The sequence below is a fragment of the Arthrobacter zhaoxinii genome (assembly GCF_025244925.1).
GTDB classification, from domain to species: Bacteria; Actinomycetota; Actinomycetes; order Actinomycetales; family Micrococcaceae; genus Arthrobacter_B; species Arthrobacter_B zhaoxinii.
The window spans coordinates 1,551,832-1,577,754 of sequence record NZ_CP104275.1 but is presented as its reverse complement, the minus strand read 5'-3'; the positions used below and the strand labels follow the sequence as shown (position 1 = coordinate 1,577,754).

Below are 25,923 nucleotides of genomic sequence, written 5' to 3'. Positions count from 1 at the left end.
GGAACAGTTGCAGGAGAACAAGGGAGACCGTCATGGCCAAGTTTCTGTTGCTCAAGCACTACCGCGGCGCACCCGAGGCGCTCAACAACGTACCGATGGACCAGTGGACACCGGATGAAGTCGCGGCGCACATGCAGTTTATGGAGGATTATGCCGAACGGCTGCAGGCCAACGGCGAATACGTCGAGGGCCAGGCCCTCTCCCCCGAGGGAACCTTCGTGCGGTACGACGGCGAGGGTCGGCCTCCGGTGACCGACGGTCCGTTCGCGGAAACCAAGGACCTGATTGCCGGCTGGTTCGCCATCGATGTGGACGGCTATGACCGCGCACTCGAACTGGCCGGCGAGCTGTCCGCGGCACCGGCCGCCGGCGGCAAACCGCTGCACGAGTGGATCGAGGTCCGTCCGTTCCTGGCTGCGCCCGTCACGATCACGGAATAACCCCGTGGAGGAAAGCCGGCTGCGGGTGCTCACCCCGCAGGTCATCGCCGTCCTCGTCCGCCGCGGAGCCGACTTCGCGGCGGCCGAAGACGCGGTGCAGGACGCTCTGCTCGAAGCCCTGCGCACCTGGCCGGAGAATCCGCCCCGGGACCCGAAGGGCTGGCTGGTCACCGCCGCGTGGCGGAAGTTCCTCGACGCGGCCCGCGCAGAGTCGTCCCGCCGTCGTCGTGAACTAAGGATCGACGCCGAACCCGCACCCGGCGTCGTCGGCTCCACCGACGACACGCTGCAGCTGTATTTCCTCTGTGCGCATCCGTCGCTGTCCCCGTCCTCGGCGGTCGCGCTGACCCTGCGCGCCGTCGGCGGGCTGACCACCCGGCAGATCGCCGCCGCGTATCTGGTCGGCGAGGCGACCATGGCCCAGCGGATCAGCCGGGCCAAACGGACCGTCGCCGGCGTCCGGTTCGACACCCCCGGCGACGTCGCCACCGTGCTGCGCGTGCTGTATCTGGTGTTCAACGAGGGCTACTCGGGCGACGTCGACCTCGCCGCCGAAGCCATCCGGCTCACCCGGCAGCTGGCCGCCGCCGTCGACCATCCGGAGGTGCGGGGACTGCTGGCGCTGATGCTGCTGCACCACGCCCGCCGGCCGGCGCGGATTGACGACGGCGGTCGGCTCGTTCCGCTGGCGCAGCAGGACCGCGGCCGCTGGGATACCCGCGCGATCTCCGAAGGGGTCGGTATCCTGCAGCGGGCGCTGGCGCGTGACCGGCTGGGTGAATACCAGGCCCAGGCCGCCGTCGCCGCCCTGCATGCGGATGCGCAGAAGGCGGAGGAGACCGACTGGCCACAGATTGTGCAGTGGTACGACGAACTGGTTCGGCTCACGGGCAGCCCGGTCGCGAAGTTAAATCGGGCCGTCGCCGTCGGTGAGGCGGACGGGCCGCGTGCCGGCCTTGCCGCGCTGGCGGAACTGGAGGCGTCGCTCCCCCGGCACACTGCGGCGCGGGCGTACCTGCATGAGAAGAGCGGCGACGTCGAACAGGCCGCTCGGCTCTATACGGAGGCCGCACTGCTGGCGCCGAATCTGGCGGAGCGGAACCACCTGACCCTGCAGGCCGCACGGCTCAACGCTGCTGCGCGGCACCGCTCCGGCTAGGTGGATAAATCGGCAGGTCGGCGAAAAGAGAAACCGCACGGATGCTAACGAACAGATTAAAGTGTCTCCGGGATTTCACGCCCGGGAAAGAGTGACGAATATTGTCGCCGATACATTCGGCGCCCCACGAGGCGGTAGGCAAGTCTGACCGGCGCAGGGATTTCCTTGAAGAAAGCCTTTCGGTCGTCCAAAGGGTTCGTGGCCATCATCATCCCGAGGTAGCCCACCAAAAACTTCTTGTCGAACTGTTCAATCCCGTGCTGGCCGACCGCGTCCATTTCCTTTTCGCTCAACACCCTGTCCACCACGGGCATCACCTCAGTGACTTCGCGGCGCAGGTGCACTTTAAGCAGAGCGGAGAGGTCCTCATAGCGTTCAGCGAGTTCCTCGCCGGCCGCCGCGTCCGCCGTCTCCATCCAGCGTCGCCGGACCGGTTCGATGTGTTCAAGCCGCTGCCCCACCTGCCGGTGCTGTTCCAGCATCTGCGCTACATGCAGGGCGCACCCCGGTGCCCGGCCAGCCAGCTGGGGATACATGAGCAGGTCCTCACCCTCGTGGTGGATGTGCAGCACGCTGTCGAAGTTTCCGAGCACTTCCCCAACGTATGCGGCGCGATCCGTATCGCCAATAGGGGTGGACCGCACCAGGCCGGGTGCCTCGTCGTAGGCCCAAAGGAAAAAACGGTGAACGCGCCGCATTCCGACCGTCCCGGTACAGAGGATGGGCCCCGGCGGCAATGGAGCCGCGGTCTCGCCCGGCTGGGCCGTAAAGAAGTCAGTCATTTGGATCGCCCCTTACAGAACGAGGACCACGGGCTCCCCCACGAACATATTAAAGTCTTACCTCAAACGCCACAATGGCTTGGATCCGACGCCGCGGAACGGCCCCGGCTAGGCGCATAAACCGGTAGGTCGGTAAAGTTTTGATGGCCAGATTTCCCCGCACCGAGAGTAAGACCCCACCATGAGCAAGCCCGCAGCCACCCCCGAACGCCCCGAACCGACGCCGATCCCGAACCCCGAACGCACGCTCACCGTGTGGGAGGACGGCGTGCAGCTGGACTTCACCTTCGCCGACTGCATGAAGTACCACGGCCCCGGCTTCCCCGGCGGCGTCGCGCATGCCTTCGCCGCACTCGGCCGGGCGCTGCCTGAGCTGGCCGCACGAACCCCCGGCGGCCGGGTGGAGCGCCGCGACATCCGGATCCGCACCCCCTTCGGCGGTCCCGGCGCCCGGGACGCCTTCGAACTCGTGACCCGTGCGGTCACCGGCGACCGCTATGCCGTCCTGCCGGAACTCGCCCGGCCCGAGCGTGGCAACACCCTGGCCCGCTACGTCTTCGAGCTGACCGCCGGGGACGCAACCGTCACCTGCGTGATCCGGAACGAGGGCATCGTCGCGGACGAGTTCATCGAGCTCACCGCCAAGCCGGACAAGACCGCCGCGGAGCTGGCCCACCTGGAAGTCCTCAAGCGCGAAATGCGGGACCGAATCCTCGAGCGCGACCCGGCTCAGGTTTACGCTCTGGAGAGCTAAGCCCCTAGACCGCGTGCAGGTTGCTCCGGCCGGTGGCCCGCCCGCGGTGGTCCAGAATCTGCCCGAGCTGCTTGACGCTGCGCAGGACCACCGAGCGGTCCGCCGTTGACACCCCGGACAGCTTCACCTCCAGATGCTGCTCCAGCCGCTGCACCTCGGCCAGGCTCTTGAGCCAGACGCCCATGATCAGGTCATACGGTCCCACCGTGTGCGAGACGATCCGCAGTTCGTCCAGATGCGGCAGCCGGGCGGCCACGGCGTCGAGCTTGGAAGCCGGTACCCGGAGGAAATACCAGGCGCTCACCGGCCAGCCCGAGGCACCGCGGACCAGGTCGGTGCGCTGGTGCAGCCGCCCGGACGCGGTCATCTGCGCCAGGGTTTCGCGGATATGCCGCGCGCTTTCGCCCAGCGCGGTGCCGATTGCCGTCGCGGTGGCCCGGCCGTCCTGGTTCAGGACGGCAATGATCTCCCGCTCCAGGCGGGCGTTCCGGCCGGCCGGACGGCCGCCGGCGGCAGGTAGCAGGGCCTGCACCTGCGAGGTTTCCACGGCATCCAGGGCCCGCACCCGCCAGGCGCTGCCGTCGAACACGTTGCGCGCAATCGGATGGCTGCGGACGGATTCAATGCCGTCGACCAGCGGCAGTTCGTCCAGCAGATACGCCCAGAGCGCGGCTTCGCTGGAGGCCGCAACGGTGGCCACGATGTCGCGGCCGCCGGCGGTAAGGTCGACGCCGATGGCTTCCGGCGTCTCGGCCAGCGCTGCCGCCACGCGCAGGTTGGCGCCCGAATGGCAGTTAATCTCGACCAGCGCCCCCGCCTCCCAGCTGCCCGTGTCAAAGGTGCTGATCCACGCGCTGCCCGCCGCGTGCAGGTCCCGCCAGCGGCGGTTCAGCGTGGCAGCGTCGGCCCCGAGGATGGGCGCCAGCTGGGTCCAGGGCGCCCGCGGATAAATCTGGAGTGCGTTGATAATCCGCAGATCCAGTGGATTTAGGGAACTTTCCGGCATGCGACCCTCATTTGTGCTAAACATTCTGCATTTTATTCGGGCCCGGCGGATGCCCTCGGTAGTTTGGCAGGACTGTATCACCGCGCGTGACCAAATCCGGAACGGATGAGTATGAAGTCCTCCCCCAGCACCAGTACCAAGGCGGCCGGCGGCGCCGTCGGCTTCCTGATTGTTATGGAGTTCGGCTCCGGGCTGCTGCAGGGCTGGTTTCCGCCCCTGCTGGCCCGCATCGGCGAGGACTTCTCGGTGGATGACGCTGCCCTGAACTGGGTCAGCGTGGTCTATCTGCTGATGACCGTCGCGTTTGTGCCGATCCTCGGCAAGCTGGGCGACCTCTACGGGCACAAGCGGATGCTGCTGATCACGGTGTGCCTGGTGGCGGTGGGGTCGGTGATCGTGGCCTTTGCCCCCAGCTTCGGGGTCCTGCTGCTCGGCCGTGCCCTGCAGGCACCGCTCGCGGCCTTCCTGCCGCTGGAATTCGCCATCGTCCGCAGCCGGAGCGAGGACACCGCAGGCCGCAGCATCGCCAAACTGGTCGGCGCCCTGACCGTCGGCGGCGCCATCGGCGCCATGGTTTCGGGCATCCTCCTCGCCGTGGTGAACGACCTGACCATCGTCCTGCTGGTGCCTGCGGTGTTTATGTTCCTCTGCATCCCGGTCGTGGCCTGGCTCGTCCCGGAGACCACCACCCGAAGCGCGGGGACCGTGGACTGGGCCGGCGCCGCTTTGCTCACCACGGGCCTGCTCTCCACCCTGCTGGGCATCGCCAACGCCAGCAGCTGGGGCTGGACGTCAGGTCTGACCCTCGGCTCGATCGCCTTCGGGCTGGCGGTCCTGGTGCTCTGGGTGATGGTCGAGCGCAAGGTCCGCTACCCGCTTGTTGACCTGCACGTCCTTACGACGTCGGGGATCGGCCTGCCCATCCTGGGTGCGTCCCTGTTCGGTGCGCAGATGTTCGGCTCCCAGACCGCCGGTTCGCTGTTCATCCTGAACGATCCCGACACGCACGGCTTCGGTCTGGGCCTGTCCGAGGCCACCGTCGGCGTCCTCTTCCTGGTCCTGGCGCTGGCCAGCTTCGCCGGCGCCACCCTCGGTGACCGGATCGCGGCGCGGATCAGCGCCAAATCCACGGTGGTCCTCGGGGCGCTGCTGGGCGTGGTCTCCTATCTGGCCATGATCGGCTTCTCCACCAGCACGGTCCCCTTCCTGACCGCCATGCTGGTCGGTGCCTTCGGCAACGGCCTGATCCTCGGCGTCCTGCCCGCCATCGTGGTGAAGAAGGCACCGGCGGACTCGGTCGCCGTCGCCTCCGCCCTCTACAACACGTCCCGTACCGCGGCCGGGTCGGTGGGCGGTGCCGTGTTTGCGCTGGTGATGTCCGCGTTCCTGGTCACCCTGCAGATCGACGGCGAGGCCACCGTCGCTTCGGCCAACACCTCGTACCTGATCGTCTGGGGGATCTGCGCGGCGCTGGCTCTGGCCCTGGCTCTGGTGGCCCTGCGCTTCCGCGGCAACGACGGAGCAGCCCCGGTCAAGGTTCCGGCCGCCGGCACTGCACCGTCCGCTTCCGCCCAGGGGGAACACACCGCATGAGCACCACGACGACGTCGGTCACCGCCAAGGCGGCCATCGCCGAACGCCTGACCCGGCACCGGTCAGCCCTCCTGACCCTGTCCGCCGAGCTGCATGCGGACCCCGAGGTGGCCTTCACCGAGCACCGGTCCGCGGCACGCGTGGCCGCCCTGCTCCGGGACGAGGGCTTTTCGACGACTGTGGGCTGTTATGGACTGCCCACAGCGATCGAGGCGGTCTACGGCACCGGATCCTTCCGGGTGGTGCTCTGCGCCGAATACGATGCCCTACCGGGCATCGGCCATGCCTGCGGGCACAACATCATCGCCGCCTCCGCCGTGGGCGCGGCCCTTTCGCTCGCCGCGGTGGCCGCGGAACTGGATCTGACCGTGGTCCTGCTCGGCACCCCGGCCGAAGAGGAGGGCGGAGGGAAGGTCCTGATGCTCGACGCCGGCGCCTTCGCTGCCGCCGACATCGCCCTGATGGCCCATCCGACACCGGGGGTCGATCTGGACTGCAGCGGCACGTCGTCGCAGGGCTGTGACCGGTTCCGGGTGAAGTTCCGAGGCAAGGCCTCGCATGCGGCCGCCGCGCCGGCCGACGGCGTCAACGCACTGAATGCGGCAACCGTGGCGCAGGTGGCCATCGGTCTGCTGCGCCAGCAGCTGCCCGACGGTGTGCGGATCAACGCACTGGTGCCGGCCGGCGGATCGGCCATCAACGTCATTCCGGACTATGCCGAAGTGCTGCTCGAAGTCCGTGCCCTTGACGCGGACGTGCAGCACGAAACCAAGAAACGGGTACTGCTCGCCTGTGAGGGAGCCGCCTTGGCTACCGGCTGCAGCTGGTCCTGGGAGCAGGATTCCCCCGCCTACCTGCCGGTGCGCCAGCACAATGAACTGCTCGGTCTCTGGAACCGGAACCTCACTGCGACCGGCCGTACCCTGGTGCGTCCGCCGGGAGGCGGAGGAGGATCCACGGACATGGGTAACGTCTCGCACGCACTGCCCGCGATCCACCCGGTGATCGCCGTTCTGGGGGCCACGGCCGCGCCGCATACCGCGGGATTTGCCGCGGAAACGCAGGGGCCTGGGGCTGATGCTGCCGTGCTGGATGCCGCTCTGGCCCTGGCCTGGACCGCCGCAGACGCAGCGGCCGATCCGGAGCTGAGGGCGTCCCTGCAGGAAGCACGGAGGGCGCAGCGGGCCTAGTGCGCGTTTCCTCCTGGCGCGCTTTCGCCGCCCCGGCCTAGTGCCGTTCGTGGGGATGGTTGTCCTCTGGAGTGGGATGTTCCTCGCAGATGGAGGCAACCACTTTGGTGCCCGTTTCATCCGGGCTAATCCGGATATTGACCGGCCGCCTGTACTGATCGGTAGCCGGTACGTCGTAGGGATTCAGCCTGGGCTTGCTCTGGTCCGTCAGGATCAAAGTTTTCGGACGGTCAACGGTAAAGCCGTATTGCCAGCGCAGCGATTCCGCGATCCGGCCGTTGGCTGCGGACAGTTTCCGCTTGGCGGAGACCCCGACCTTGATGAGCACAACAAGAGAAACAACGAAAACGATAAGAAGAAAGACGATCCCCAGCATCAGCCAGTCTTCGTCACCCTCAACCTGAGGATCGTCCATGGTTTCGCTGGCAAAGATCATTCCCACGATCGAAGCGATAGCCAACACGACTGCCAGCCATGGCGCGGCCACTCTCGGAACAAGGCTTTCGCTCGGCTGTACGCCGGGGATTTCTTTCGCTTTAGACACTTCGAGACCTATCGATAACGGGCGGGAGGACCAGACAACTTCAGCAGTAGCAGTGTAACGATTCCGCGGATTCATGCAGAAAGAGGAGTGGACGTAGAGCAAAGCCTGATTTCATGCACCATGAACGGTGACCAAAAGATCCCCCACCTCACAGTCCAGGGCATTGCAGATCGCGGTCAGCGTGGAGAACCGGATGGCCTTGGCCCGGTCGTTCTTGAGCACCGACAGATTCACCAGGCTGACACCGACCTGCCGGCTCAGTTCCGTCAAGGTCATGCCGCGGGCTTCCAGGAGTTCATCAAGACGGCAGTGGATATCGGAAGAATCGTCCGCCGGCATCAGACCAGACCGTCCGAATCCTGCTGAATCCGGCGTCCGTACTGGAAAACCCCCGCAATCAGTATCAGGACGAGGCTAAGCACCAGCGGCCAGGGGCTCAGCGTGCCTTCAAAGAGGACCAGTTCGTCGCCCGTCTGCCGCTCCATAACAACCTGGTCCGCCACGCGGGGCACCGCGATTCCGTAGAGGCCCTGGCTAAACGTCCCTACCAGCAGCAGGACGATACCGCAGGCACCGATGATCCTCACGGACACCGCGGTGAACAAGACCGCGCTGCGCAGCCGGTAGGCCAGCAGGAAGACCAACGCCTGGACGGCCAGCACACCTGCCTGGTGCAGCGCCGAAGACCAGGCCAGGAGCGCTGCAGGGCCAGCGGGAAGAGCGGGAACCGTAGCCGTCAGTGTTGTGTAGTGCCCTCTTACCCCGGCACTCAGCCCGTCCACACTCTGGTCCTGCGCGTCGACCGGAAGCTCCAGCGTCACCGGGCCCGTGAAGTACCCGACGATTTCGGAGACGGAAAAGGCGGTGCTGACGACTGCGGCCAATGCCGCCACAACCATGAACACCATTGCGTCCGTTCGCGAAACGATTCTCTTTTCGCCTGCCGGTGCACCGGTGTCTTTCGTAAGCTTCACGGTTCCCCCATATCGACTTTCGTTAATAACGATTGTCGATAACCTACGGCGCTGCGGTGCCGCCGTCAATGGCACCCCGACAACCGTCTCGCTCTGGCCGCCCTGCCCGGAATGTCCTAGGAATTCAGCCCTGGGCTTGCTGCGGCGGTCCCTGCGTTAGCGACGGTATCCGGCAGCTTGAACGGTCAGCAGGGCGAGGGCGCCGGCCAGGCCGAAGGGCAGCAGGTACACACCCATCAAGTGGAATTTCATCATCACCATGTCCTGCTGGCTCATGGCTCCCGTGGTGCTGTAGATAGCCGTCATCGCTTGGAGGTTGCCGAAGAGCCAGAACAGTCCCAGGACAAGCATGATCGCCACAACTGCCCACGCGGCACATAGATAGGGATTGAACCGGCTCCCGGGAGTAGCAGCCGAGTCAAAGGGCCATTCAGCAGCGGTGTCGTCACCGCCTGCGTCATTGAACTCCTCGTCGGTATGCGTGGTACGACTGGATGCCTGCGGAGGTTCACCGCCGTCGGCTACCACTTCCACCCAGTCCCCGCTTTCCCCGGGCACCGGCCGGGCGTAAAGCCGGTAATCCGATTTACTGATGCTTCGCCGAGTTCCCATGGCCCGAAGCGTACTACGGGGCGACTCCGGCCTTTCCCTGCGACTATCCGTCACCTTGCAGCAAGGCCCTGAGGTAGCGGCCGGTGCTGCTGGCAGGGTTGGCGGCGACGTCGTCGGGCGTACCGGTGGCGATGATCCGGCCACCGGCCTCGCCCCCGCCCGACCCCAGGTCGATGACGTGGTCCGCGTTCGCAATCAGGTCCAGGTCGTGTTCGATGACCACGATCGTGGCGCCCTTGGCCAGGAGCCGGTCCAGCACCTTGATCAGCACCCGCGTGTCCAGCGGATGCAGGCCGACCGTGGGCTCGTCGAGGATAAACAGGGTGCCGGACTGGTCCCGGCCCAGCTCACCGGCAAGCTTGAGCCGCTGTGCCTCGCCGCCGGATAGTGCCGGAGTGTCCTCCCCCAGCGTCAGGTAGCCGAGGCCGAGGTCCTTCAGGGTCCGCAGCTTCCGGCGCACCTTCGGCAGGGAGGCAAGGACCTCGTACGCCTCGCGCACGGTCAGGGCCAGGACACCCGGCAGCGTAAACCTCCCGCCGGCGGTGTCCAGCAGGACGTCGTTGGCGGCCGGAGCGTACCGGGAACCGGTGCAGTCTGGGCAGGGTATGTCGACGTCGGGCAGGAACTGGACATCCAGCACCACCTGGCCGGTGCCCTCGCAGCGAGGGCACCGCAACGAGCCGGTGTTGTAGGAAAAATCCCCCGCCGCCAGCCCCCGTTCCCTGGCGGCGTCCGTGGCGCCGTAGGCACGGCGCAGGTTGTCGAGGATGCCCGAATAGGTGGCGACGGTGGAGCGGATATTCACGCCAATGGGGGTCGCATCCACCACGTCTTCCCGAGTCAGGCCGGACGGATCAACGGACACCACGTTCTCCGGAAGCGGGGTACCGTTGCCAGGTGGACGGTGCCGGCGTCGTACATTGCCTCGGCGGCAGCACGTCGGCGGACTATGGGCTCCCCGCTGCCCTCGAGGAAGGGCCCAATCAGTGAAGCAGGATCCGCAGTAATCCCGCTGATTGGCCCCTGAGCGATCATGGACCCCCCCTCGGTGCCGGAGCCGGGCCCCATCTCGATCATCCAGTCGGCCTCGCGCAGCACCTGCACGTCATGGTCCACCAGCACCACCGAGTTCCCGCCGTCCAGCAGGTCCCGCATGATCCCGACGAGGCCTTCGACGTTGACCGGGTGCATGCCGATGGACGGTTCATCGAGGACGTAGAGTACCCCGGTGGTTTCGTTGCGCACCGCGCGGGCGAGCTGCACCCGCTGCCGTTCCCCCGTGGATAGCGTGGCACCGGCGCGGTCGAGGGTAAGGTAGCCCAGGCCAAGCTGGACCAGGCGCCGGGCCATCTCCTCGAACTGGGAGACGGTCATCCGGGCCATCGGGTGCATTTCCGCCGGCAGCGGGTCGACGACGGTCGGCACCCAGATGAGCGTCTCGTCCAGTGTCTTGGCCGAAACGTCAGCGAGGTTGATGCCCGCCACTTCTGTCCCCAGCGCTGCCCGGGACAAGCGCGTTCCCTGGCAGACCGGGCAGGTGTGCGCGCTAATGAAACGGGCCACCCGGGCCAGGCCCGCCTCATTGGTAGCGTTCCTCATTGCTTCCTGCACCGCCAGGCGGGCGTTGCGGTAGGTTATGTTCACCTCGAACAGCTTGCCGTTACTGGTCGCTGCGCTGATGTGCTTTTTCTCCTCCGGGCCGGCAAGCACAATCTGCCGCTCACGTTCGGTGAGTTCGGCGTACGGGACGTCCGTGCGCACACCGAATTCGGCCACGACGCGCGACATCATGGTCAGGCCGAACATACGCCAGGGGGCCACAGCGCCGTCGTGGATGGTTTTGGACGGGTCCGGGACGAGGGCGGCGTCGTCCACCTCCCGGACCGTGCCGGTGCCTTCGCAGGCCGGACAGGCGCCGGCGGAGTTAAAGGCCAGGGACTCCGCGCCCGGCGGAGGGAAGGCCGCCCCGCATTCGGGGCATACGAGTTCCTTGCCTGCGGCGACGTCGATGGTCGGGGACAGGCGGTGCCCGTTGGGGCACAGATGGGATCCGAGCCGGGAGAACATCAGCCGCAGCACATTCAGCAGCTCCGTGGAAGTCCCGAAGGTCGAACGGACCCCGGGTACGCCGGGCCGCTGGCGCAGGGCCAGCGCGGCGGGGACGTGGCGCACGGAGTCGACGGCCGCGCGGGCGGCGTGCGCCATCCGCCGCCTGGTATAGGTGGACAGCGCCTCGATGTACCGCCGAGACCCTTCCGCATACAGCACCCCCATGGCGAGCGAGGATTTTCCCGAGCCGGAGACTCCTGCAACGGCCACTAACCGGTCCAGCGGGACGTTGACGTCGACGTCCTTCAGGTTGTGGACCCGAGCGCCTCGGATTTGAACCACGGCCGACGGCGGACCCATGCTGTGTACGGGGGCCGGTTCAACCATGGATTCTCCCTGCTTACGAGCTAGCTGGTGTCGTCTACACGCTTAGCCCCTGCACCTCTGGCGGTCCTCCCAGCGTCTCTGATTCCACCTGTTTCACAACAGGTGGAAGCCCGCATCCGGGCCGCGAAAACGGTTGATCCGCGCAGTCCAGCACCCGGCCGAACATATGCCGGTGAGAGCCGAGGCCCGTGTTCCCGGTGAGGGGACACGGGCCTCGGTGCCAGGGCAGGCTGTACGTTGACCATATGAAGTCTGCGAAGGAAATGTTCGGCAGCGGCAGTGGTCCGTTCATCAACCTGAACTGGGCCGGGAGGGTTGAAAAGCCCGAAACCGTCGCCGCACGTCTGGCGGGCACGATGTCGCTGCTGTCCGCGTGGACCGGCCTGCAGTGGTACCACGACACCGGTGAGCGGAACAGTACCGCCGTCAGCTATGAGGTCGTACCGGCCGAACAGCAAAGCCTTACCGGACTTATCAATCCGAGAACTGCCAGGGAACGCGATGCTGCACCCCAGTTGAGCAGCTATTTCATGTCCATGCGTTCCAGCCCGGACCCAAACGGCACCTATATGGTTCTCCTGAGCGGCTCGGCCGGATCCGATCAGGAACTGACCAATCAGGTCAAGTTGCAACTCGCAGATGATTTCCCGGTGGGCGTTCCCCCTGAGGCTGCCCGGTGGTTTCTGGATCTCGTCCGGCTCTGGGAGCCTGACCGAGCACGGCTTAGCAGTCAGTCCGTGGAGCAGGAAATCTGGTTAACCCGTGCAGCGTACCTGTCCTGGACCTCGGCCAAGGCCTACCCCGAGCCCCTCAGTGACAAGGAAGTCCGTATCCCGTTTGGTGACGGCGGTCTTGGGATTGCACGCACATGGACTGTGGAGGGCATTGCCGCACTAGACCGGGATCTTCGGCACGCAGGTGCACCGAAAGCAAGCAACCGGCCACCCACACAGAACCAGCCTCAGTTCCCGAGCGGTTACCCGAAAGAGCTGGATTCCCTGGCCCGGGAACTGGACTGCAGCGGGCGCGATTCGGTAACCGGCCGGGAATCACCGAGCGGAACTGTTTAGAGCCGATGCCCGTGGTCCGGTGATGGAACACGGGCATCGACGCCAGGAGAATAAGGATTAAGGCAGGCAAACCGTGCACCGCTTAGCCCTCTTCCACCTCCGAGAACAGGGCGATGAAGGTGGTCCCGCTGGCCTTCAGCTGACCGAAGAGGTCCGCAGCGTGAGGTGTTGTCACGGCCGCCGAGGCGTCCTCATAGCTGTCGAAGTACAGGTCAAGCGTCCGGTGGGCAGGGGTGGGTGAGCCGTTTTCCTTCGGCCAGACCTTGCCGGCCTCGTAGCGACGCAGCTTCGGGAGCTGCTTGGCGCTGTCCGCGATGCCTTTGTAGGCAGTCTCAAACGCGTCGGGGTCGGCGGGGTTGTCAATGACGAACGTGATCTTGGTGGGCATGGTGTTCTTTCCTTCCGGGGGCGGGGATGGTTGAAGTTTCCGGGCAGGTTGCGCGGTTGTCTACCGTGCGTGTGCAGATCCCGGGCGGTCATCAAGGCCGGCTCACCCGCTGTCTTGGCGCCAGCCGTGCTGACGCTCCAGTCGGGTTCGACGCCGTCCGCCGTCGTCCGAGCCGGGAACGCCGCTCAACATGTTGCGGATGGGTCCTACAGCAGGTCCGCGGTAATGTCCGCGATGCTGTCCGCACCGATACCGGCCATGGTGGCGCGCAGTTCCTCGGTGAGTCCACCCAGGACGGCTGCTGCACCGTCCTCTCCGCCGGTAGCCAGTCCCCACAGCATGGGCCGTCCGACAAAAACGGCGCGTGCGCCCATGGCCAGGGACGCCGCAATATGGTCCCCGGTGCGGATACCGCTGTCGACGTAGACCTCGCAGTCACCGCCGACGGCCTGGACCACCTCGGGCAGCGCCTGGATGGACGTTACCGATCTGCCGAGCCGACGGCCGCCATGCGTTGACACGAGCACGCCGGCGGCTCCCGCATCGACCGCCCTGCGGGCATCATCGCCGCGCAGGATCCCCTTGACCACCACCTCAAGACCCGAACGTTCGCGCAGGTCACTGATGACGTCCAGCGTCAGGTCCCCCGCTGCCTCCGTGGCGCCGCCGGGAAGTCCGGATAGATCCTCTTCCAGGAGGTTGGCCAGCCTCGTCTTGCCCGGTACCTCCGGCCACAGCAGCGGATCGATGATTAGTCCGCCCGAGGACAGCCGTGTCGTGTCCACGGTGAGGAGAAGCGCCCTGGCGCCGGCGGCAGCAGCCCGTTCAACCAGGGCATCGGACAGGCCACGGTCTTTCATGACGTACACCTGAAACCACCACGGCACCCCTTCTGCCGCGATCTTCGCGAACGGTACCGATGTATTGGTGGAGACTCCCAGCAGCGATCCGGTGCGGCGCACTGCACGCGCAGTGGCGAGTTCCGCCAGGGGCGTCGCTGCGTTCTGCTGTGCCATCGGCGCCGCCAGGACGGGCGTCTGGAGCGGCACGCCCAATACGGACGTCGCGGTTCCCCGTGAGGACGTCCGGGTGAACGCCCGCGGACGGAACCTGACATCACCCCACTGGGCGGCTGCATCCTGTACGGATTCGCCGCCGCCGGCAGTCCCGGCGAAGTAGCCGTACACGTACTCCGGAAGTGCGGCTTTTGCCGCCTGTTCCAAATCGTTTAACGCCTGTCCGGCATTCCACTGCATGGTGTTCCCCATCCTTCCGTTCCGCTCAACCTTCGTGATTGCGCTGCCGTTGCGCACCGGCTGCCGCGCGTCGTCGTCGTGCACGTCATGGATTCTCAGCGTGCGGCTAGGTAGGCGTCCTCGCGGGCGTAGTCGATGTAATACGTGAAGAACGGATCCCCGCCGGCGGGCTGATTGGCTGGTGAAGCCAGGAGCCAGTCGACGGCGGCCGGAACGGTCTCCGCATAGGTGCCCACCGGGCGGTAGCCCAGGGCCAGCGAGGCTTGGGTGTCGAGGACCAGCGGCGGCGTGAGATCCCAGGGATGCGCGCCGAGGCCGGGATCGTCAGTGGCCCCGAGGAGGATCTCCTCCCAGTCGTGGCCCAGGTACGCCGCGACGGTGCGGGCAATCTCCCGGGCGGTGGGGGCGTCGGGGTCCGCGCTGTTGAGGATCCGACGGCCCGGCCGGCCGGCAACCGTTTCGACCAGGGCCGCGGTGTTGACGGCAGCGGTGGTGTGATCGCCGCCGGCACCGTTGCCGGCGAGGAAGACCGCGGGCCGACGGTCCAGGACGCGCTTGACGAACATCCATTCCCGCGGCCTTACGGCGCCGGCACCGTGGACCTTCGAGGCACGGATGACCGTCACCGGATGCCCGCTGTCCAGGAGCACCTGCTCGGCCGCCACCTTGTTGGCCCCGTAGCCCTCACGGGAATCGTAGTTGCCGTGGGACGGCTTCATGGTTTGCTGGCTTTCCTGCACGGGACGCTCGAAGCGAGGCGCGACGTCGGAATTGACGTGGTTGCCGGCGTCGTCGATGTAGACCGCTTTGCTGGACAGCATTACCGCCGAGCCGATCGACGCCAGATGGGGAAGGAGCAGTTCGGCGTCGACGGCCGTGTAGCAGGCGGCGTCGACCAGCAGATCAGCGCCTGGACCGATCGCGTGCGCCAGGTCGCGGGCACTGCGCCCGTCCGACGACACGAATGCCGCCCCGGCTTGCCGGAGTGCCGCCGGCATTTTCGAAGCGCTCCGGCCGGTCACCCGCACCTCCCACCCGGATTCCAGCAGGCGGTGCGCTATGGCTTGCCCGAGGACACCCGTCCCTCCGAGAATGACTGCCTGTTTCATTCGTCCCCCAACGCTCTGCCGCCGAACGTAGATGTCCGTCCGGGAAGGATGAGCCTACCGCCGGGTCACTGGCGTTCGCGTCCACGGCCGTCCTGCAACCGGGCTGCGGGCTCGACGCCGACGGCCCTGTTAGGTTCGGACCATGGGGACAATCGAGAACCGCACTTTGCATGCACTCGTGGATGCCGCCGTCGAAGGGCTGCCCCCGGCGGTGCAGGCGGCTCCTCGGTCGATTGTGGAAATTGGATCGGCTCATGTTGTGGTCCTGCTGGACGGCAACGCCGCCGTGCGGATCGGACGGGATCCGGGCATGGCACCGGCTATGCGGAAGCGGCAGCAGCTGGTGGACAGCATTCCGGAATCGGTCGGCTTCCTCCTCCCCCGGTCCCTGGGACCCGTCGTGGAGCTCGAGGGGCTTTCGGCTGTCGCGACCCGGCTGATCCCGGGCGGGCCCTGTCCGGCAGGTGACGGCGACCCCGGCCAGCTGCAGGAGCTGCTCCGCTCGGTCTCCTCCATTCCCGCGGAGCCGCTCGAGGGATTGCTGGCCGAGCCCCTGGCCTTCTGCGGAGGCTCGGACTGGTACCGGATCCAGTGTGAAGAGGTTCTGCCGCGTCTTGATCAGGACGTTCAGGGGCGGGCTGCGGATGCGGTCGCCGCCTTGGCGAACCTCGAACCGGTCCGCGAGGTCTTTGCCCACGGCGATCTCGCAGGACACAACGTGTTCTGGGAAGGGAACCGCATAGTCGGAGTACTGGATTGGGATCTGGCGTCCCGGAGCGACCGCTCCACGGATCTTGCCTGCATCGGTGCCTGGAATGGATGGGACAACCTGCCGCTGATTGCCAGCTCCCCGGAGGTGCGCCGTGCTGCGGTCCGGCGGAACACGTTCCGGCTGCAGCAGGTCGCGTTCGCTTTACTGAACGGCCGGCCAGCGGACGAGATCGGGAAAGCGGTCACCCGGGCCAACACCTGGCTCCGGGAAAGGTTGTAACCGTGGATTCCAACGAACCTCACTATCGGACAGTTGCGTTGCGGGTTGTTGTGCCGGGCGCCTGCCTGCTGCTTGGACTGGTGGGCATCCTGGCATCCGCCACCGGGTGGGTCCTGGTTATCGGTTCCTGGATCGTCAGTCCCGGGATGGCGGCTATCGCACTGCTCCTGGTAGCACTGGCGTTCCGGTGGCTCAGCACGTGGAGCCGGGATCGCGACCACCCGAATACCCGGCCGCACTCCTCGGCCCCGGCCCTCCTCGCCTCCGCCGCGGTCGCAAGCCTCGCCTTCGGATCGCTGCTCAATGCAGGGACGGACAGCTTCATCCTGGAGCCCCAGGGGCCGGAGGGATGCCGCGCCGCGGTGCGGGAGTCCGCGTTCTTCACGTCCGGAAGTGGCAGGGTTTACGCGGTGGGCCGCTACGGAATCGGCCGGCCGGCTGGCGAGTGGCACACCGACGACGGCTACCGGCCAATCGAGGCCGGCAACTACACCCTGGAATGGAACGCGGCCGGCGGACAGCTCACCGTCGACGGCGCTTCCACCTTTAATGGATACCGGCTGGTTGAATCCAGCGAATACACCGTACAGCTCGACGCCGACGGAAATGAGCTCAGCGGTTACGTGCCGGTGGGACCGACTGGGTTTGTGCAGCAGCCGGTCGTCTGCCGCTAACGGCGGGCATCTCCGGGCTAGTCCACTCACCGCAGCAGTACCGTTTCAGGGCAGAGGCATGAAGCGCTGGCGCAAATGTCCCCCGCATTGTTCACTGATATCCATGCCGACCGTCGAAATCCGCCGAGCCACCGAACACGACGCCGAGTCTCTCGCGCTGGTCCATGTCAAAGCCTGGCAGTGGGCCTACCGCGGCCTCATGCCGGATTCCCTTCTGGACGGGCTGGACGTAGAGCGACGGTCGGCGGGTTGGAAGCGGCTGATCCGTGACGGGCCGGCGCCTGCACCGCATCTGGCCGTGCTCGGTTCGAAAATAGTGGGGTTCTCCCACGCTGACACCAGCGGCGACGACGACGCCGATCCCCGGGTCGGTGAGGTCACCGCCCTCTATCTCCTGGCGGACTTTGTCGGCACGGGAGTCGGACGCCGCTTGTGGGAGGCAGCGATGGACCAGTTGCGCGGAAGCGGGCATACCGCTGTCTCGGTGTGGGTGCTGGATTCCAACCAGTGGGGACGAACCTTCTACGAACGAAGGGGAATGTCCCTGGACGGGGCAACCAAGGAACAGGTCTTCGCCGGGTCCACACTGTCGGAGGTGCGGTACCGCTCCGAGCCCGTTAGTCGTCGGGGCGATCGATAGTCCAGTAGCTCACGTCGTCGTCGGGAAACGGCCGCTCCGCCATTCCGATCTTGCACGCTACCCGTTTCGATTCCTCGTTGCCGGCATCGATCGTCGCGGAGATGAACTCCAGGTGAGAGAGCTCAAAGACGTAGGCGAGCATCGCCCGGCCCATTTCGGTGGCATAACCTTTGCCCCAGAACCTTTGATGGAAAACGTATATCAGTTCGTCAAAGTCCTGGCCGGGCGCCCGGATGACGCCGCAATAGCCGACAAATTCGCCGCTGTCCCGTTCAAAGACGGCTGAGGTGCCATAGCCGCGCTTCAGATACTTTTCTTTGCAGACCTGAATCCATCCTGCGACTTCCGACCGGTCCAGCGTCGTCCCGTCACCGACGAACCGCATGACCGCCGGATCCGCGCAGAGCGCTGCAAAGTCCTCCAAATCCTCATCCACAAAGTGGCGGGCTTCAAGGCGGTCGGTTTCAAACATCATCCGGGAACGATAACCCACGGCGGCCGCATAACTCATGCCTGTCTCAGGGATGCAGATTAATCCCGTCCGAGGGGGCAATGCTGAAGCCGGTGAAACGGACGGTCAAACCTCCGCGCTGCGGCGAACAGGCCATCACCCCCACCTGGCAAAGGCTTTCCAGTGGAAGGTAACCCAGCCGCAGGCTTTTCCACTGTCCGGCCGGGGCACCGGGTTCCAGGTACTGCACATGGACCGCGGTGCCCTGCCGGGACAGCCGCAGGGTTATCTCATCCTGGTCAGCTCCGAGAGGGCACAAAGACCAATCCGAGGTGCCGTTCGTGATCACCGTACTGAGCTGGAGGGCGCCGTCGCTGTACTCGACTCCCGCCTTCAGCCACGTCCGCTCATCGATCCGGAACATCAGCCCCGCCTGATCATAAAGTGCGGTGAAATCTCCGGCCAACGTGACGGTAGCCGTGAAGTCACCGGCAACTTCAGTGGAGAGAAAGTGTCCCGTGTCGCGGATGAATCCGTAGTGGGTTTTCCGCCAGAAATCCGTACCGTCAGCGGTTTCCAGCGTCAGCGAGTCGCCGCCGTCTTTCCAGCTCGCTGGTTCGTTCAGCCATGTCATGTTTTCGAACATCTTTATCCATTTCCTGGTGCAGAAGCGTGCAGGGTGGGGCGAAGCATCTTCGGAGCGAGGAAAACGAGAACGACGCCGAGAGCAGCCACAGCGATCATCGCACCGCGCAGCCCTGCCGCATCCGCCCAGAGCCCAACATAGACGGGGCCAAGCAGGAACCCGAGATAGGACATGGTCGCGAGCAAGGATGTTGCCCTTCCCTGAGCGTCTCCGCTCGTGGTGCGGGAGACGATGCCCAGCAGCGTCGGGTACAGCACTGCCGTTCCAGCGGCGGCGACCGTAAGTCCCGCCAAGGCTGCGGCAACAGTCGTGGACCCTGCGATCAGACCTGCGCCTACAGCTGCTGCGGCGGCGCCCAGGAGTACGGTCCGTGTGGCACGGTCCGGGTTCAATCTGCCCGTGCTGAAGCGGGTAATGGCCGCAACGGCTGCGAACATGGCTGGAGCAGTTGAACTGAGGTCAGCACCTGTATGAAGGATGTCTTCGAAGAACACCGCTGCCCAGCTTTGATGGGCGTTTTCACCGGCGAGGGCCAGTGCCCCGAGGAAGCCCACCAATACCACCGGCAGAACGGGAAAGAGAGCATTCGGGGCGGGGACATCCCTGTCTGCTTCGGCCCCGTCCGGTTCGGGAGCCGGGGCGCCTTCGCGGACCTGAGGCCGGGATGGAAGGGCGAACAGTACATATACGGCAGCGGCGGCCATTGCGGCGGCGACCAGTGTGAAGCTGACGGCCGGTGGGGCGTCGAACCCGTTTAGCACGCCGGTGAGCAGGCTGGAACAAACGACCAATGCAGAGAACGTACCGTGGGATCGGGTGATAACCGGTTTCCGTGCCTCCCTTTCTGCGTGCCCCGCTCCTGCATTAATGGCGACGTCGGCGGCTCCGCTGGATGCGCCCACCAGCAGCAGGGCGAGGCAGAGCCTGGTCATTCCGGTTGCGGTCACGGCCACACAGAAACCGGCCGCTGCCTGCAGAATCAGCGCCGCAGCAGTGATCATCCGAATGCCGAACCTGTCGAGAAGGCGCCCCGTCAGAAGCATGGCAGGCAGGGCCCCTGCACCGATGAACAACAACGCCGTCCCCAGCTGCCCATCCGTTAGGACACTCTGGTCCCGGATCCGCGGAATACTTGCTCCCCACGTTCCCCAGAACATGCCAAAGGCGGCAAATGAGGCATAGGAGGCCCCGGGGCCCTTGAGGTTCGCCTGCACAGCAAGGGAAGTCATATGTGTAACGATACACAGATACACTGGTGCCATGCCAGAGCCCGGAAACACCGAAAAAGTCACCCTCGCCGACGTCGCCAAACGCGCCGGCGTCTCGGTGATGACGGCGTCGTATACGTACAGCAGGCCGTCGCGTGTATCAGCTGCTTCGCGCCGGAAAGTCCTCTCGGCAGCCGAAGTGCTCGGGTATGCAGGGCCTGACCCGAGTGCCCGCTCGCTGCGCAGAGGAACCAGCGGCGCCCTCGGCGTCGTACTCGGTGAGACACTGCCCTACGCGTTCGAGGACCCTCAGGCTGCCCGATTCCTGGCGGGCATCGCCGATGTCTGTGCGGAGCACCGTCTGGCCATGACCATTCTTCCCACCAACGGGTCCGCTGATGACAGTTCCCGGATCCGCGCAGCTGCGGTCGATGGGTTTGTGGTCTGGACTACCACTGACGACGATCCGGTCCTCGAGGCGCTCAGCCTGACCGGCAAGCCTGTTGTTATCCATGCCGGCCCGGAACGGCAGTCACTTGGATTTGTTGGGATCGATGACCGGGCAGCGGCGCGCGCAGTTGCGGCGCTCGGGCTCCGCGGGAGCCGGAACGCTGCGGTCATTGCGTTCCCCTCCACTAAGGAACGCCTCGAGACGCTCAGCAACGGCCCGGATCCTCTGGCCTCAACCTTTCCGGTCACCCGCAACCGGCTTCTGGGATTCCAGGACGCAGTTGCCGCTGCCGGATTCGACTGGAACCAAGTCCCGGTCGCTTTCTGCTCAACCAATGCCTTCAGCGATGGAGCGCGGGCCGCACAAAGACTGTTGGATGGCCCTGGCACGCCCGACCTGTTCCTCACGATGAGTGATGAACTGGCTCTTGGAGCGCTCCAGGCGGTCGAAGCAAATGGAATCGCTGTACCCAGTCAACTGGCCCTAACGGGCTGGGACGCATCCGCTGCCGGAACGGACAGAGGGCTGACTTCTGTCTACCAGGACCTTCGTGAGCAGGGTGCTGCGAGCGCGCAGGCCGCAATCCAGGGCCTATCCCAGTCAGCCTGGAAGACCTGGAAAGTGGTCTCCGGCCGGACGACCCGCTAACGCGTCCGCGCGTCGAAGAGCCTCACCTAGTGATGAGGAACGGCGACTGTCGTCAGCCCGCCCGGACGGATTCATCCTGGCCGGAGTCCGCCAGGGTCACTCCGGCGACCGACCAATTCTCACGGGGCAGCTCGTGAAGAACAACCCGGATAGTGTCCGGTCGAATCTCCATAACCCGGGCATACGTTTCCGTGAGCGCTGCCAGCAGCTGGCGCTTCTTCTCGGTGGTGGACGGCGACGCGTTAAGTACCTGAATAAGTGGCATCCGCAGAGTCTGCCACATTGCCAATGTCGTTCCCGGAGGAAAGCTCAGTAGCGGATCATGCTCCGGTGGGGAGCGGCTGCCTTCCCGTTATCCTTAGCCGCATGCGCAACCTACCCACCACGGAATCATGAAGATCGGAATCGTCGGTGCCGGCGGAGTCGGGGCTTACTTCGCCGCAGCCTTGTCGCGGGCAGGACACGACATCCATCTCCTGGTCACACCGCGCCATGTGGAACCCCTTTCCGTGCACGGGATACGTGTCACCACCGGCGACGGTCGGGACGAATTCATCCCGGTGAGCGGTGTTTCCACGGATGCAGCGACCATCGGTGAGTGCGACGCCGTCGTCCTGGCCTGTAAAGCAGGCCACGTCCGCCACGTCATGAGAGGCGCACTTCCCCTCCTCGGACCCGGCACCCCGGTGCTGCCGCTCCAAAACGGGGTCACCGCATCCGAACAGATCACGGCAGCCGTTGGCAGCGGGCATGCTCTCGGCGGCCTGTGCATGATCATTTCGTATCTCGTGGAGCCGGGGCACGTCCATCATGTTGGCGGATACCCCGCTGTCACCTTCGGAGAGCTCGACGGCGCACCAACGGCCCGCGTACGGGTCCTCGCCGAGGCATTGGCCTCCGCCGGCATCAGCACCCGCATCTCGGACGACATCACCACTGACCTCTGGCGGAAGTTCATGCTCATTACCTCGTATGGAGGAGTTGGAGCGCTGTGCCGCAGGAGCGTGGGTGAAACGCGTACCCATCCGCAGACCCGTGCCCTGGTTGAGGACGCCATGCGTGAGGTCGCCGCCGTCGCAACAGCGGCCGGCGCGAACCTCACCGAGGACGACGTCCAAGCCACAATGGCGCAGTACGACGCGTTTGCGCCCGACAGCACCGCCTCCATGCAGCGCGACCTCATCGCGGGACGGCCCTCCGAACTCGAGGAACAAAACGGCACCGTCATCCGTATTGCAGCCCGGCACAATCTCCCTGCACCCATTCATACAACCATCTACCGGGCGCTGAGCATCCTCGACGGTCCCCGGTAGCCAGGCGGTCGCTGTGTTCCACACCCTGCCGCCCCGCCAGCGGAAGCCCATTACCCCGGCACCAGCATGCAAGGATGCAGGTCATGGACGCAGACCAGGAATTCGTCAGGTACGAGGCAACCGAACCGAATGCACGGGGAGCCAGAATCGGGATATTCGGTTTAGCCAACGGACTCGCGAGGGAGGGCAGGCTGTCCCGTGAAGACTACGAGTGGTGGACCAGCGCGAACGCCTGGTACGACGACGCCTACCCGGATCCCGGCACAACCGATCCCGGCGTATACGACCGTGCGATAAACCCGCACGCGCAGGCATGGTTTCGGGTTTCCGCAGACCACCTGCTGGCCAGGATCCCCGGATACCTCGGCCTGCTCACCCGCTACGGGGCCAACTGGCAGGAAAGGCGGTCACCCGATCCGGGCCGGGTTCTCTACGAAGACGAGGTCCAAGTTGTAGTGGATCCCTACCCTTGACAGCAGCAGAAATGTAAAGCTCACTGTACGTGTAAAGCACGCTGTACACCGCGAGGAGGCCGGCAATGCCTGTGAAGCAAACACGTACAAAGTGGGGATACGCCAAGTTCGGAACCGGACGGGTGCCGGCCCCGGCTATTGCCGTTCCGGGCGGGCTGGTACTGGGTGCGGCAGGAGGTTTGCTGGCTATCCTCGCGGGCGTGGCCGGTTCGCATCCCGCCCTGGGTTTCTGGGTTTTTGCCGCCTGCCTCGCGATGCCGGCCACGCTCCTGATATATCTCGTCGTAGTGGACCGGGACACCCTCGAGGGCGCCCTTGAACGCCCTGACGACTCCGTTGAATCCGGCTGGCATGACAAGGCGGCAGCGGGTTCCTTCACGGACCTGGTTCTGGTCCTGGGCATAGCTGCTACCGTTCTGGCCTTCATTCCCCGGGACTTTCCGGTTGATCTGAAGCTCGCCCTTCCAGCAGTGCTCGTTCTTGGCTTTGCCTCCTTCGGCACCCGGTACCTGGTGCTGCGGCGGCGAGGCTGACGTGAAGAATCGTGTCAGCGAATCCCGTCAGCACCTGACCTGGTCCCAGCAGCGGCTCGCTGACGAGCTCGGTGTATCCCGCCAGACCGTCATCTCCATTGAACGCGGCCGCTTCGACCCGTCACTTCCCCTGGCCTTCCGGATCGCCGCGGTCTTCAACAGCACCATCGAGGAGCTCTTCTTTCCCGACGAGCAGCAATGAGGGGCGGCGGCGCCAAAGAGGTAGAGCCGAGCCTGCGTCGCTATCCGGCATTCGTCCGGTTTTGGCTCGCGTCGACGGTGTCCGACTTCGGAACTTATACGACCACTTTGGCTTTGTCCGTACTGGTGCTCGTAACCATGAACGGGACGACACTGGACCAGGGGCTGGTCAATGCTGCCCGGTGGGCCCCCTATCTGTTGTTCGGTCTAGTTGCCGGTATCTGGATTGATCGGTTTCCCCGGCGGACGGTACTCGTCGGCGGAGACATCGGCCGTGCCGTGATCCTCGTCGGCGTATGCGTCACGGCGGCAGCGGATGGGATCTCGGTTCCGGTCCTGCTGGTTCTGATGTTCGCCTTCGGCCTCCTGGCGCTGACCAGCGACGCTGCCTACCAGAGCTTCCTTCCGCAGCTGGTCCCCCGTCCCCTGCTGACTCAGGCCAATGCCCGGCTGCAGCAAAGTGACACCGCGGCCCAGGCGACGGGAACTGCATTCGCAGGCGGCCTGGTGGCTTTGGTGACCGCACCGGTGGCACTTCTTTTCGATGCCGTCTCGTATCTTCTTTCGGCAGCGGTGCTCCTGACCTTGGAACGGCCGGAACCTCTGGCTCCGGTGAGAAGCGGACAACGGCTCCACCGGAAAATCGCAGAGGGACTGGACTGGGTGTACGGCCATGCCTACCTTGGTCCGCTGGCCTGGAGCACGCACCTGTGGTTCATCGGCTCCGCCATCCTCGGGGCCGTCCTGCCTGCGGTTCTTTTACTTGACCTTGGCTTGGGCGCCCTGGGCATGGGTCTGGTGCTGGGCTGTGCGGGCATTGGTGCGGTCATCGGCACCACGCTCTCCACCCGGCTGGGCACCCGATGGGGTACGGGCCGCGTCATCGTCGCTGCCCGCCTCGGCCAGCCGGTCGCCGTCGTTCTGGTGGCACTGGCACCCTTCGTTGCCGATCCGGCGTACGACGGCGGGGGCCACGGTTCACCGGCCGAGTGGCCGGGAGAGCTGTGGGCAGCGTTTCTGCTGGCGAGTGCGGGGCAGTTCCTCTTCGGCCTGGCCATGGGGGCCGAAGGGCCGCTGGAAATGGGCTATCGGCAGGCCGTGACGCCGGATCGGCTCATTGCACGGATGAGTGCAACCATGCGCTCGGTGAACCGCGGAATGATCGTGATCGGCGCTCCGCTTGGAGGCACCTTGGCAGCCGTTGCCGGAACTGGAACGGCACTCTGGGCCGCGGCGGGCATTCTCCTGTTGTCCGGGTTCGTGCTGCTGTTTTCCAAGTTCAGAAACGCACGGACAGAGGTTCAGCAGCTGTTCGATGGAGAAGAACTCGTGTCATAGGCATCAGGGAAAGGTGACTCCGCTGACGAGCAATGCGTTGGCCTGCTCCCAGTGCTCCCCCATGCTCCCGCCGCCGTGGCCGTCGCCGTCGTCGATAATGAGCCTTGATCCCGGCCAGCGTTGGTGAAGGTCCCATGCGGTGACGGCGGGACCGGAAATGTCGCGGCGTCCGTGGATCAGCGTTCCCGGGATGCCGCGCAGGCGGTCCATGCCGGCCGGGATGGGTGGGTCGCTGATGCCGGCAGCCGTCCAATAGTGGGTGGTGAGCCGGGCGAAGGCGGTCCGGTAGGCGTCGTCATTCCACCGCGGATCACGGCGGAAGCCACCTGTGCCGATGGAAATGTGGGTGTCCTCCCACAGTGCCCATTCGCGGGAGGCGGCGTCGCGGACGGCAGGATCCGGCGAGTTCAGCAGACGCAGATAGGCCTCGACCAGCCGTCCGTGTCCGCGCTCGTACCCAATCCCGCTTCGCTCCGCGTGCGCGGCGAAGCGATCCCAGGCTTCGGGAAAAACTGCGCCGACGCCTTCGGTGATCCAGTCCACTTCCCGCCGGCTCGTCGTCGTGACCGCTACCAGCACCATGCCGAGGACGCGTTCGGGGTGCGCCTGCGCATAAGCGAGGGCAAGGGTCGATCCCCAGGACACTCCGTTGACGATCCACTGCTCGACGCCGCGTGCTTCGCGCAGGGTCTCAATGTCTCGGACGAGATGCGCAGTGGTGTGAGCCTCGAGCGTCGTGGACGCATCTGCCGCATGGGGACGGGAACGTCCGCAGCCGCGTTGATCCAGGCCCAGCAGCCGGGTGCGCGTGAGATCGAAACGGTGCCGGTAGGCGCTGGTTGCCAGGGTGCTCCCGGGGCCGCCGTGCAGGTACAGCGCGGGCGTGCCGTCGGGCACGCCCCATTCTTCCCAGTAAATGCTCTGGCCGTCGTCCACATCGAGCATGCCGTGCTCCCGCGGTGTCTCCCCCATCAGCCCCCCCCTTTTTCAATCTTCCCGGCGCCGAGTCCACCGCTGATCCGGACCAAAGGAATGTGAGTCCT

Annotated in this window: 31 protein-coding genes; 15 read left to right on the top strand and 16 right to left on the bottom strand. The window is 65.6% G+C overall.

Annotated features, from left to right (window positions below; translation table 11 throughout):
* The first annotated feature begins 32 nt into the window (after window positions 1-32).
* Together N2K95_RS07400 and N2K95_RS07395 are read left to right on the top strand one after the other, a co-directional pair.
* Complete coding sequence (locus N2K95_RS07400) at window positions 33-440, top strand: YciI family protein (RefSeq protein ID WP_260653547.1); 408 nt, start codon at window positions 33-35, stop codon at window positions 438-440.
* A 4-nt stretch (window positions 441-444) separates the two neighbouring features.
* Window positions 445-1,599 (top strand): RNA polymerase sigma factor, encoded by a 1,155-nt coding sequence (locus N2K95_RS07395; protein WP_260653546.1) that lies wholly within the window; start codon window positions 445-447, stop codon window positions 1,597-1,599.
* Window positions 1,600-1,655: 56 nt separating this feature from the next.
* Here the strand turns inward: N2K95_RS07395 and N2K95_RS07390 are convergent, their stop codons facing one another.
* The gene (locus N2K95_RS07390) at window positions 1,656-2,381 is read right to left on the bottom strand and encodes a hemerythrin domain-containing protein (RefSeq protein WP_260653545.1); all 726 of its coding nucleotides are present in this window, start codon (window positions 2,379-2,381) and stop codon (window positions 1,656-1,658) included.
* 181 nt (window positions 2,382-2,562) lie between these two features.
* On the opposite strand from N2K95_RS07390, the gene N2K95_RS07385 reads away from it, so the two are divergent.
* Window positions 2,563-3,135 carry a hypothetical protein gene (locus tag N2K95_RS07385; protein ID WP_260653544.1) on the top strand — a complete coding sequence of 191 codons (573 nt, stop codon included), beginning with the start codon at window positions 2,563-2,565 and terminating at the stop codon, window positions 3,133-3,135.
* 4 nt (window positions 3,136-3,139) lie between these two features.
* Here the strand turns inward: N2K95_RS07385 and N2K95_RS07380 are convergent, their stop codons facing one another.
* The gene (locus N2K95_RS07380) at window positions 3,140-4,141 is read right to left on the bottom strand and encodes an Lrp/AsnC family transcriptional regulator (protein ID WP_260653543.1); all 1,002 of its coding nucleotides are present in this window, start codon (window positions 4,139-4,141) and stop codon (window positions 3,140-3,142) included.
* A 111-nt stretch (window positions 4,142-4,252) separates the two neighbouring features.
* Here N2K95_RS07380 and N2K95_RS07375 point away from each other — a divergent pair, with 111 nt between their 5' ends.
* Both N2K95_RS07375 and N2K95_RS07370 read left to right on the top strand, forming a co-directional pair.
* Window positions 4,253-5,734: an MFS transporter gene (locus tag N2K95_RS07375; RefSeq protein WP_260653542.1), complete on the top strand. Its 1,482-nt coding sequence runs from the start codon at window positions 4,253-4,255 to the stop codon at window positions 5,732-5,734.
* A complete protein-coding gene (locus tag N2K95_RS07370) occupies window positions 5,731-6,924 on the top strand; it encodes an amidohydrolase (protein WP_260653541.1) in 1,194 nt (397 codons plus the stop codon). Before N2K95_RS07375 ends, N2K95_RS07370 begins: the two co-directional genes overlap by 4 nt.
* 37 nt (window positions 6,925-6,961) lie before the next feature.
* On the opposite strand, the gene N2K95_RS07365 is transcribed toward N2K95_RS07370, so the two are convergent.
* The 6 genes from N2K95_RS07365 to N2K95_RS07340 form a co-directional block, all read right to left on the bottom strand.
* Entirely contained in the window at window positions 6,962-7,468 is a 507-nt protein-coding gene (locus N2K95_RS07365) for a hypothetical protein (RefSeq protein WP_260653540.1), read from the bottom strand.
* Between the two features lie 111 nt (window positions 7,469-7,579).
* The gene (locus N2K95_RS07360) at window positions 7,580-7,807 is read right to left on the bottom strand and encodes a helix-turn-helix domain-containing protein (protein WP_260653539.1); all 228 of its coding nucleotides are present in this window, start codon (window positions 7,805-7,807) and stop codon (window positions 7,580-7,582) included.
* Window positions 7,807-8,442 carry a hypothetical protein gene (locus tag N2K95_RS07355; RefSeq protein ID WP_260653538.1) on the bottom strand — a complete coding sequence of 212 codons (636 nt, stop codon included), beginning with the start codon at window positions 8,440-8,442 and terminating at the stop codon, window positions 7,807-7,809. The genes N2K95_RS07360 and N2K95_RS07355 overlap by 1 nt, the downstream gene beginning before the upstream one ends.
* A gap of 156 nt (window positions 8,443-8,598) precedes the next feature.
* Window positions 8,599-9,054: a hypothetical protein gene (locus N2K95_RS07350; RefSeq protein WP_260653537.1), complete on the bottom strand. Its 456-nt coding sequence runs from the start codon at window positions 9,052-9,054 to the stop codon at window positions 8,599-8,601.
* A gap of 43 nt (window positions 9,055-9,097) precedes the next feature.
* A complete protein-coding gene (locus N2K95_RS07345; RefSeq protein WP_260653536.1) occupies window positions 9,098-9,919 on the bottom strand; it encodes an excinuclease ABC subunit UvrA in 822 nt (273 codons plus the stop codon).
* Complete coding sequence (locus N2K95_RS07340) at window positions 9,895-11,490, bottom strand: excinuclease ABC subunit UvrA (protein ID WP_260653535.1); 1,596 nt, start codon at window positions 11,488-11,490, stop codon at window positions 9,895-9,897. The genes N2K95_RS07345 and N2K95_RS07340 overlap by 25 nt, the downstream gene beginning before the upstream one ends.
* A gap of 263 nt (window positions 11,491-11,753) precedes the next feature.
* Here N2K95_RS07340 and N2K95_RS07335 point away from each other — a divergent pair, with 263 nt between their 5' ends.
* Window positions 11,754-12,560: a hypothetical protein gene (locus tag N2K95_RS07335; RefSeq protein WP_260653534.1), complete on the top strand. Its 807-nt coding sequence runs from the start codon at window positions 11,754-11,756 to the stop codon at window positions 12,558-12,560.
* 82 nt (window positions 12,561-12,642) lie between these two features.
* Here the strand turns inward: N2K95_RS07335 and N2K95_RS07330 are convergent, their stop codons facing one another.
* The 3 genes from N2K95_RS07330 to N2K95_RS07320 all read right to left on the bottom strand — a co-directional run bounded on the left by N2K95_RS07330 (window position 12,643) and on the right by N2K95_RS07320 (window position 15,313).
* Window positions 12,643-12,948 carry an EthD family reductase gene (locus N2K95_RS07330; RefSeq protein WP_260653533.1) on the bottom strand — a complete coding sequence of 102 codons (306 nt, stop codon included), beginning with the start codon at window positions 12,946-12,948 and terminating at the stop codon, window positions 12,643-12,645.
* Window positions 12,949-13,154: 206 nt separating this feature from the next.
* Window positions 13,155-14,288: an alpha-hydroxy acid oxidase gene (locus tag N2K95_RS07325; protein ID WP_260653532.1), complete on the bottom strand. Its 1,134-nt coding sequence runs from the start codon at window positions 14,286-14,288 to the stop codon at window positions 13,155-13,157.
* An 11-nt stretch (window positions 14,289-14,299) separates the two neighbouring features.
* The gene (locus tag N2K95_RS07320) at window positions 14,300-15,313 is read right to left on the bottom strand and encodes an NAD-dependent epimerase/dehydratase family protein (RefSeq protein WP_260653531.1); all 1,014 of its coding nucleotides are present in this window, start codon (window positions 15,311-15,313) and stop codon (window positions 14,300-14,302) included.
* A gap of 142 nt (window positions 15,314-15,455) precedes the next feature.
* On the opposite strand from N2K95_RS07320, the gene N2K95_RS07315 reads away from it, so the two are divergent.
* The 3 genes from N2K95_RS07315 to N2K95_RS07305 all read left to right on the top strand — a co-directional run bounded on the left by N2K95_RS07315 (window position 15,456) and on the right by N2K95_RS07305 (window position 17,618).
* A complete protein-coding gene (locus N2K95_RS07315) occupies window positions 15,456-16,304 on the top strand; it encodes a phosphotransferase family protein (protein ID WP_260653530.1) in 849 nt (282 codons plus the stop codon).
* A gap of 2 nt (window positions 16,305-16,306) precedes the next feature.
* Window positions 16,307-16,978, top strand: coding sequence for a hypothetical protein (locus N2K95_RS07310; protein ID WP_260653529.1), 672 nt, complete (start codon window positions 16,307-16,309; stop codon window positions 16,976-16,978).
* 103 nt (window positions 16,979-17,081) lie between these two features.
* Entirely contained in the window at window positions 17,082-17,618 is a 537-nt protein-coding gene (locus N2K95_RS07305) for a GNAT family N-acetyltransferase (RefSeq protein ID WP_260653528.1), read from the top strand.
* Here N2K95_RS07305 and N2K95_RS07300 read toward each other — a convergent pair.
* The 3 genes from N2K95_RS07300 to N2K95_RS07290 are packed head-to-tail and all read right to left on the bottom strand — an operon-like array spanning window position 17,596 to window position 19,944.
* Window positions 17,596-18,093, bottom strand: a complete 498-nt coding sequence (locus N2K95_RS07300; RefSeq protein WP_260653527.1) for a GNAT family N-acetyltransferase — start codon at window positions 18,091-18,093, stop codon at window positions 17,596-17,598. The two genes, N2K95_RS07305 and N2K95_RS07300, sit on opposite strands and share 23 nt — an antisense overlap.
* 43 nt (window positions 18,094-18,136) lie before the next feature.
* On the bottom strand, window positions 18,137-18,715 hold the full coding sequence (locus tag N2K95_RS07295) for a DUF1349 domain-containing protein (protein ID WP_260653526.1): 579 nt from the start codon (window positions 18,713-18,715) through the stop codon (window positions 18,137-18,139).
* Window positions 18,716-18,717: 2 nt separating this feature from the next.
* Window positions 18,718-19,944, bottom strand: a complete 1,227-nt coding sequence (locus tag N2K95_RS07290; protein ID WP_260653525.1) for an MFS transporter — start codon at window positions 19,942-19,944, stop codon at window positions 18,718-18,720.
* A gap of 31 nt (window positions 19,945-19,975) precedes the next feature.
* Between N2K95_RS07290 and N2K95_RS07285 the strand changes: the two genes are divergently transcribed.
* Window positions 19,976-21,022: a LacI family DNA-binding transcriptional regulator gene (locus N2K95_RS07285; protein WP_260653524.1), complete on the top strand. Its 1,047-nt coding sequence runs from the start codon at window positions 19,976-19,978 to the stop codon at window positions 21,020-21,022.
* 52 nt (window positions 21,023-21,074) lie between these two features.
* Here the strand turns inward: N2K95_RS07285 and N2K95_RS07280 are convergent, their stop codons facing one another.
* On the bottom strand, window positions 21,075-21,287 hold the full coding sequence (locus N2K95_RS07280) for a tautomerase family protein (RefSeq protein ID WP_255765983.1): 213 nt from the start codon (window positions 21,285-21,287) through the stop codon (window positions 21,075-21,077).
* Window positions 21,288-21,414: 127 nt separating this feature from the next.
* Between N2K95_RS07280 and N2K95_RS07275 the strand changes: the two genes are divergently transcribed.
* From N2K95_RS07275 to N2K95_RS07255, 5 genes are all read left to right on the top strand, one after another.
* The gene (locus N2K95_RS07275) at window positions 21,415-22,335 is read left to right on the top strand and encodes a 2-dehydropantoate 2-reductase (protein WP_260653523.1); all 921 of its coding nucleotides are present in this window, start codon (window positions 21,415-21,417) and stop codon (window positions 22,333-22,335) included.
* Between the two features lie 83 nt (window positions 22,336-22,418).
* Entirely contained in the window at window positions 22,419-22,808 is a 390-nt protein-coding gene (locus tag N2K95_RS07270) for a hypothetical protein (RefSeq protein ID WP_260653522.1), read from the top strand.
* Between the two features lie 71 nt (window positions 22,809-22,879).
* Entirely contained in the window at window positions 22,880-23,341 is a 462-nt protein-coding gene (locus N2K95_RS07265) for a hypothetical protein (RefSeq protein ID WP_260653521.1), read from the top strand.
* 1 nt (window position 23,342) lies between these two features.
* The gene (locus N2K95_RS07260; protein WP_260653520.1) at window positions 23,343-23,543 is read left to right on the top strand and encodes a helix-turn-helix transcriptional regulator; all 201 of its coding nucleotides are present in this window, start codon (window positions 23,343-23,345) and stop codon (window positions 23,541-23,543) included.
* The gene (locus N2K95_RS07255; RefSeq protein ID WP_260653519.1) at window positions 23,540-24,880 is read left to right on the top strand and encodes an MFS transporter; all 1,341 of its coding nucleotides are present in this window, start codon (window positions 23,540-23,542) and stop codon (window positions 24,878-24,880) included. The genes N2K95_RS07260 and N2K95_RS07255 overlap by 4 nt, the downstream gene beginning before the upstream one ends.
* Before the next feature lie 3 nt (window positions 24,881-24,883).
* Here the strand turns inward: N2K95_RS07255 and N2K95_RS07250 are convergent, their stop codons facing one another.
* Window positions 24,884-25,852, bottom strand: a complete 969-nt coding sequence (locus N2K95_RS07250; protein WP_260653518.1) for an alpha/beta fold hydrolase — start codon at window positions 25,850-25,852, stop codon at window positions 24,884-24,886.
* Window positions 25,853-25,923 lie beyond the last annotated feature (71 nt).

Bases quoted from the DNA above. Each gene is read 5' to 3' on its own strand.
- N2K95_RS07400 (WP_260653547.1), top strand. From the start codon at position 33: ATGGCCAAGTTTCTGTTGCTCAAGCACTACCGCGGCGCACCCGAGGCG.
- N2K95_RS07390 (WP_260653545.1), bottom strand. From the start codon at position 2,381: ATGACTGACTTCTTTACGGCCCAGCCGGGCGAGACCGCGGCTCCATTG.
- N2K95_RS07385 (WP_260653544.1), top strand. From the start codon at position 2,563: ATGAGCAAGCCCGCAGCCACCCCCGAACGCCCCGAACCGACGCCGATC.
- N2K95_RS07380 (WP_260653543.1), bottom strand. From the start codon at position 4,141: ATGCCGGAAAGTTCCCTAAATCCACTGGATCTGCGGATTATCAACGCA.
- N2K95_RS07375 (WP_260653542.1), top strand. From the start codon at position 4,253: ATGAAGTCCTCCCCCAGCACCAGTACCAAGGCGGCCGGCGGCGCCGTC.
- N2K95_RS07370 (WP_260653541.1), top strand. From the start codon at position 5,731: ATGAGCACCACGACGACGTCGGTCACCGCCAAGGCGGCCATCGCCGAA.
- N2K95_RS07360 (WP_260653539.1), bottom strand. From the start codon at position 7,807: ATGCCGGCGGACGATTCTTCCGATATCCACTGCCGTCTTGATGAACTC.
- N2K95_RS07350 (WP_260653537.1), bottom strand. From the start codon at position 9,054: ATGGGAACTCGGCGAAGCATCAGTAAATCGGATTACCGGCTTTACGCC.
- N2K95_RS07340 (WP_260653535.1), bottom strand. From the start codon at position 11,490: ATGGTTGAACCGGCCCCCGTACACAGCATGGGTCCGCCGTCGGCCGTG.
- N2K95_RS07335 (WP_260653534.1), top strand. From the start codon at position 11,754: ATGTTCGGCAGCGGCAGTGGTCCGTTCATCAACCTGAACTGGGCCGGG.
- N2K95_RS07330 (WP_260653533.1), bottom strand. From the start codon at position 12,948: ATGCCCACCAAGATCACGTTCGTCATTGACAACCCCGCCGACCCCGAC.
- N2K95_RS07320 (WP_260653531.1), bottom strand. From the start codon at position 15,313: ATGAAACAGGCAGTCATTCTCGGAGGGACGGGTGTCCTCGGGCAAGCC.
- N2K95_RS07315 (WP_260653530.1), top strand. From the start codon at position 15,456: ATGGGGACAATCGAGAACCGCACTTTGCATGCACTCGTGGATGCCGCC.
- N2K95_RS07305 (WP_260653528.1), top strand. From the start codon at position 17,082: ATGCCGACCGTCGAAATCCGCCGAGCCACCGAACACGACGCCGAGTCT.
- N2K95_RS07300 (WP_260653527.1), bottom strand. From the start codon at position 18,093: ATGATGTTTGAAACCGACCGCCTTGAAGCCCGCCACTTTGTGGATGAG.
- N2K95_RS07295 (WP_260653526.1), bottom strand. From the start codon at position 18,715: ATGTTCGAAAACATGACATGGCTGAACGAACCAGCGAGCTGGAAAGAC.
- N2K95_RS07290 (WP_260653525.1), bottom strand. From the start codon at position 19,944: ATGACTTCCCTTGCTGTGCAGGCGAACCTCAAGGGCCCCGGGGCCTCC.
- N2K95_RS07285 (WP_260653524.1), top strand. From the start codon at position 19,976: ATGCCAGAGCCCGGAAACACCGAAAAAGTCACCCTCGCCGACGTCGCC.
- N2K95_RS07280 (WP_255765983.1), bottom strand. From the start codon at position 21,287: ATGCCACTTATTCAGGTACTTAACGCGTCGCCGTCCACCACCGAGAAG.
- N2K95_RS07275 (WP_260653523.1), top strand. From the start codon at position 21,415: ATGAAGATCGGAATCGTCGGTGCCGGCGGAGTCGGGGCTTACTTCGCC.
- N2K95_RS07270 (WP_260653522.1), top strand. From the start codon at position 22,419: ATGGACGCAGACCAGGAATTCGTCAGGTACGAGGCAACCGAACCGAAT.
- N2K95_RS07255 (WP_260653519.1), top strand. From the start codon at position 23,540: ATGAGGGGCGGCGGCGCCAAAGAGGTAGAGCCGAGCCTGCGTCGCTAT.
- N2K95_RS07250 (WP_260653518.1), bottom strand. From the start codon at position 25,852: ATGGGGGAGACACCGCGGGAGCACGGCATGCTCGATGTGGACGACGGC.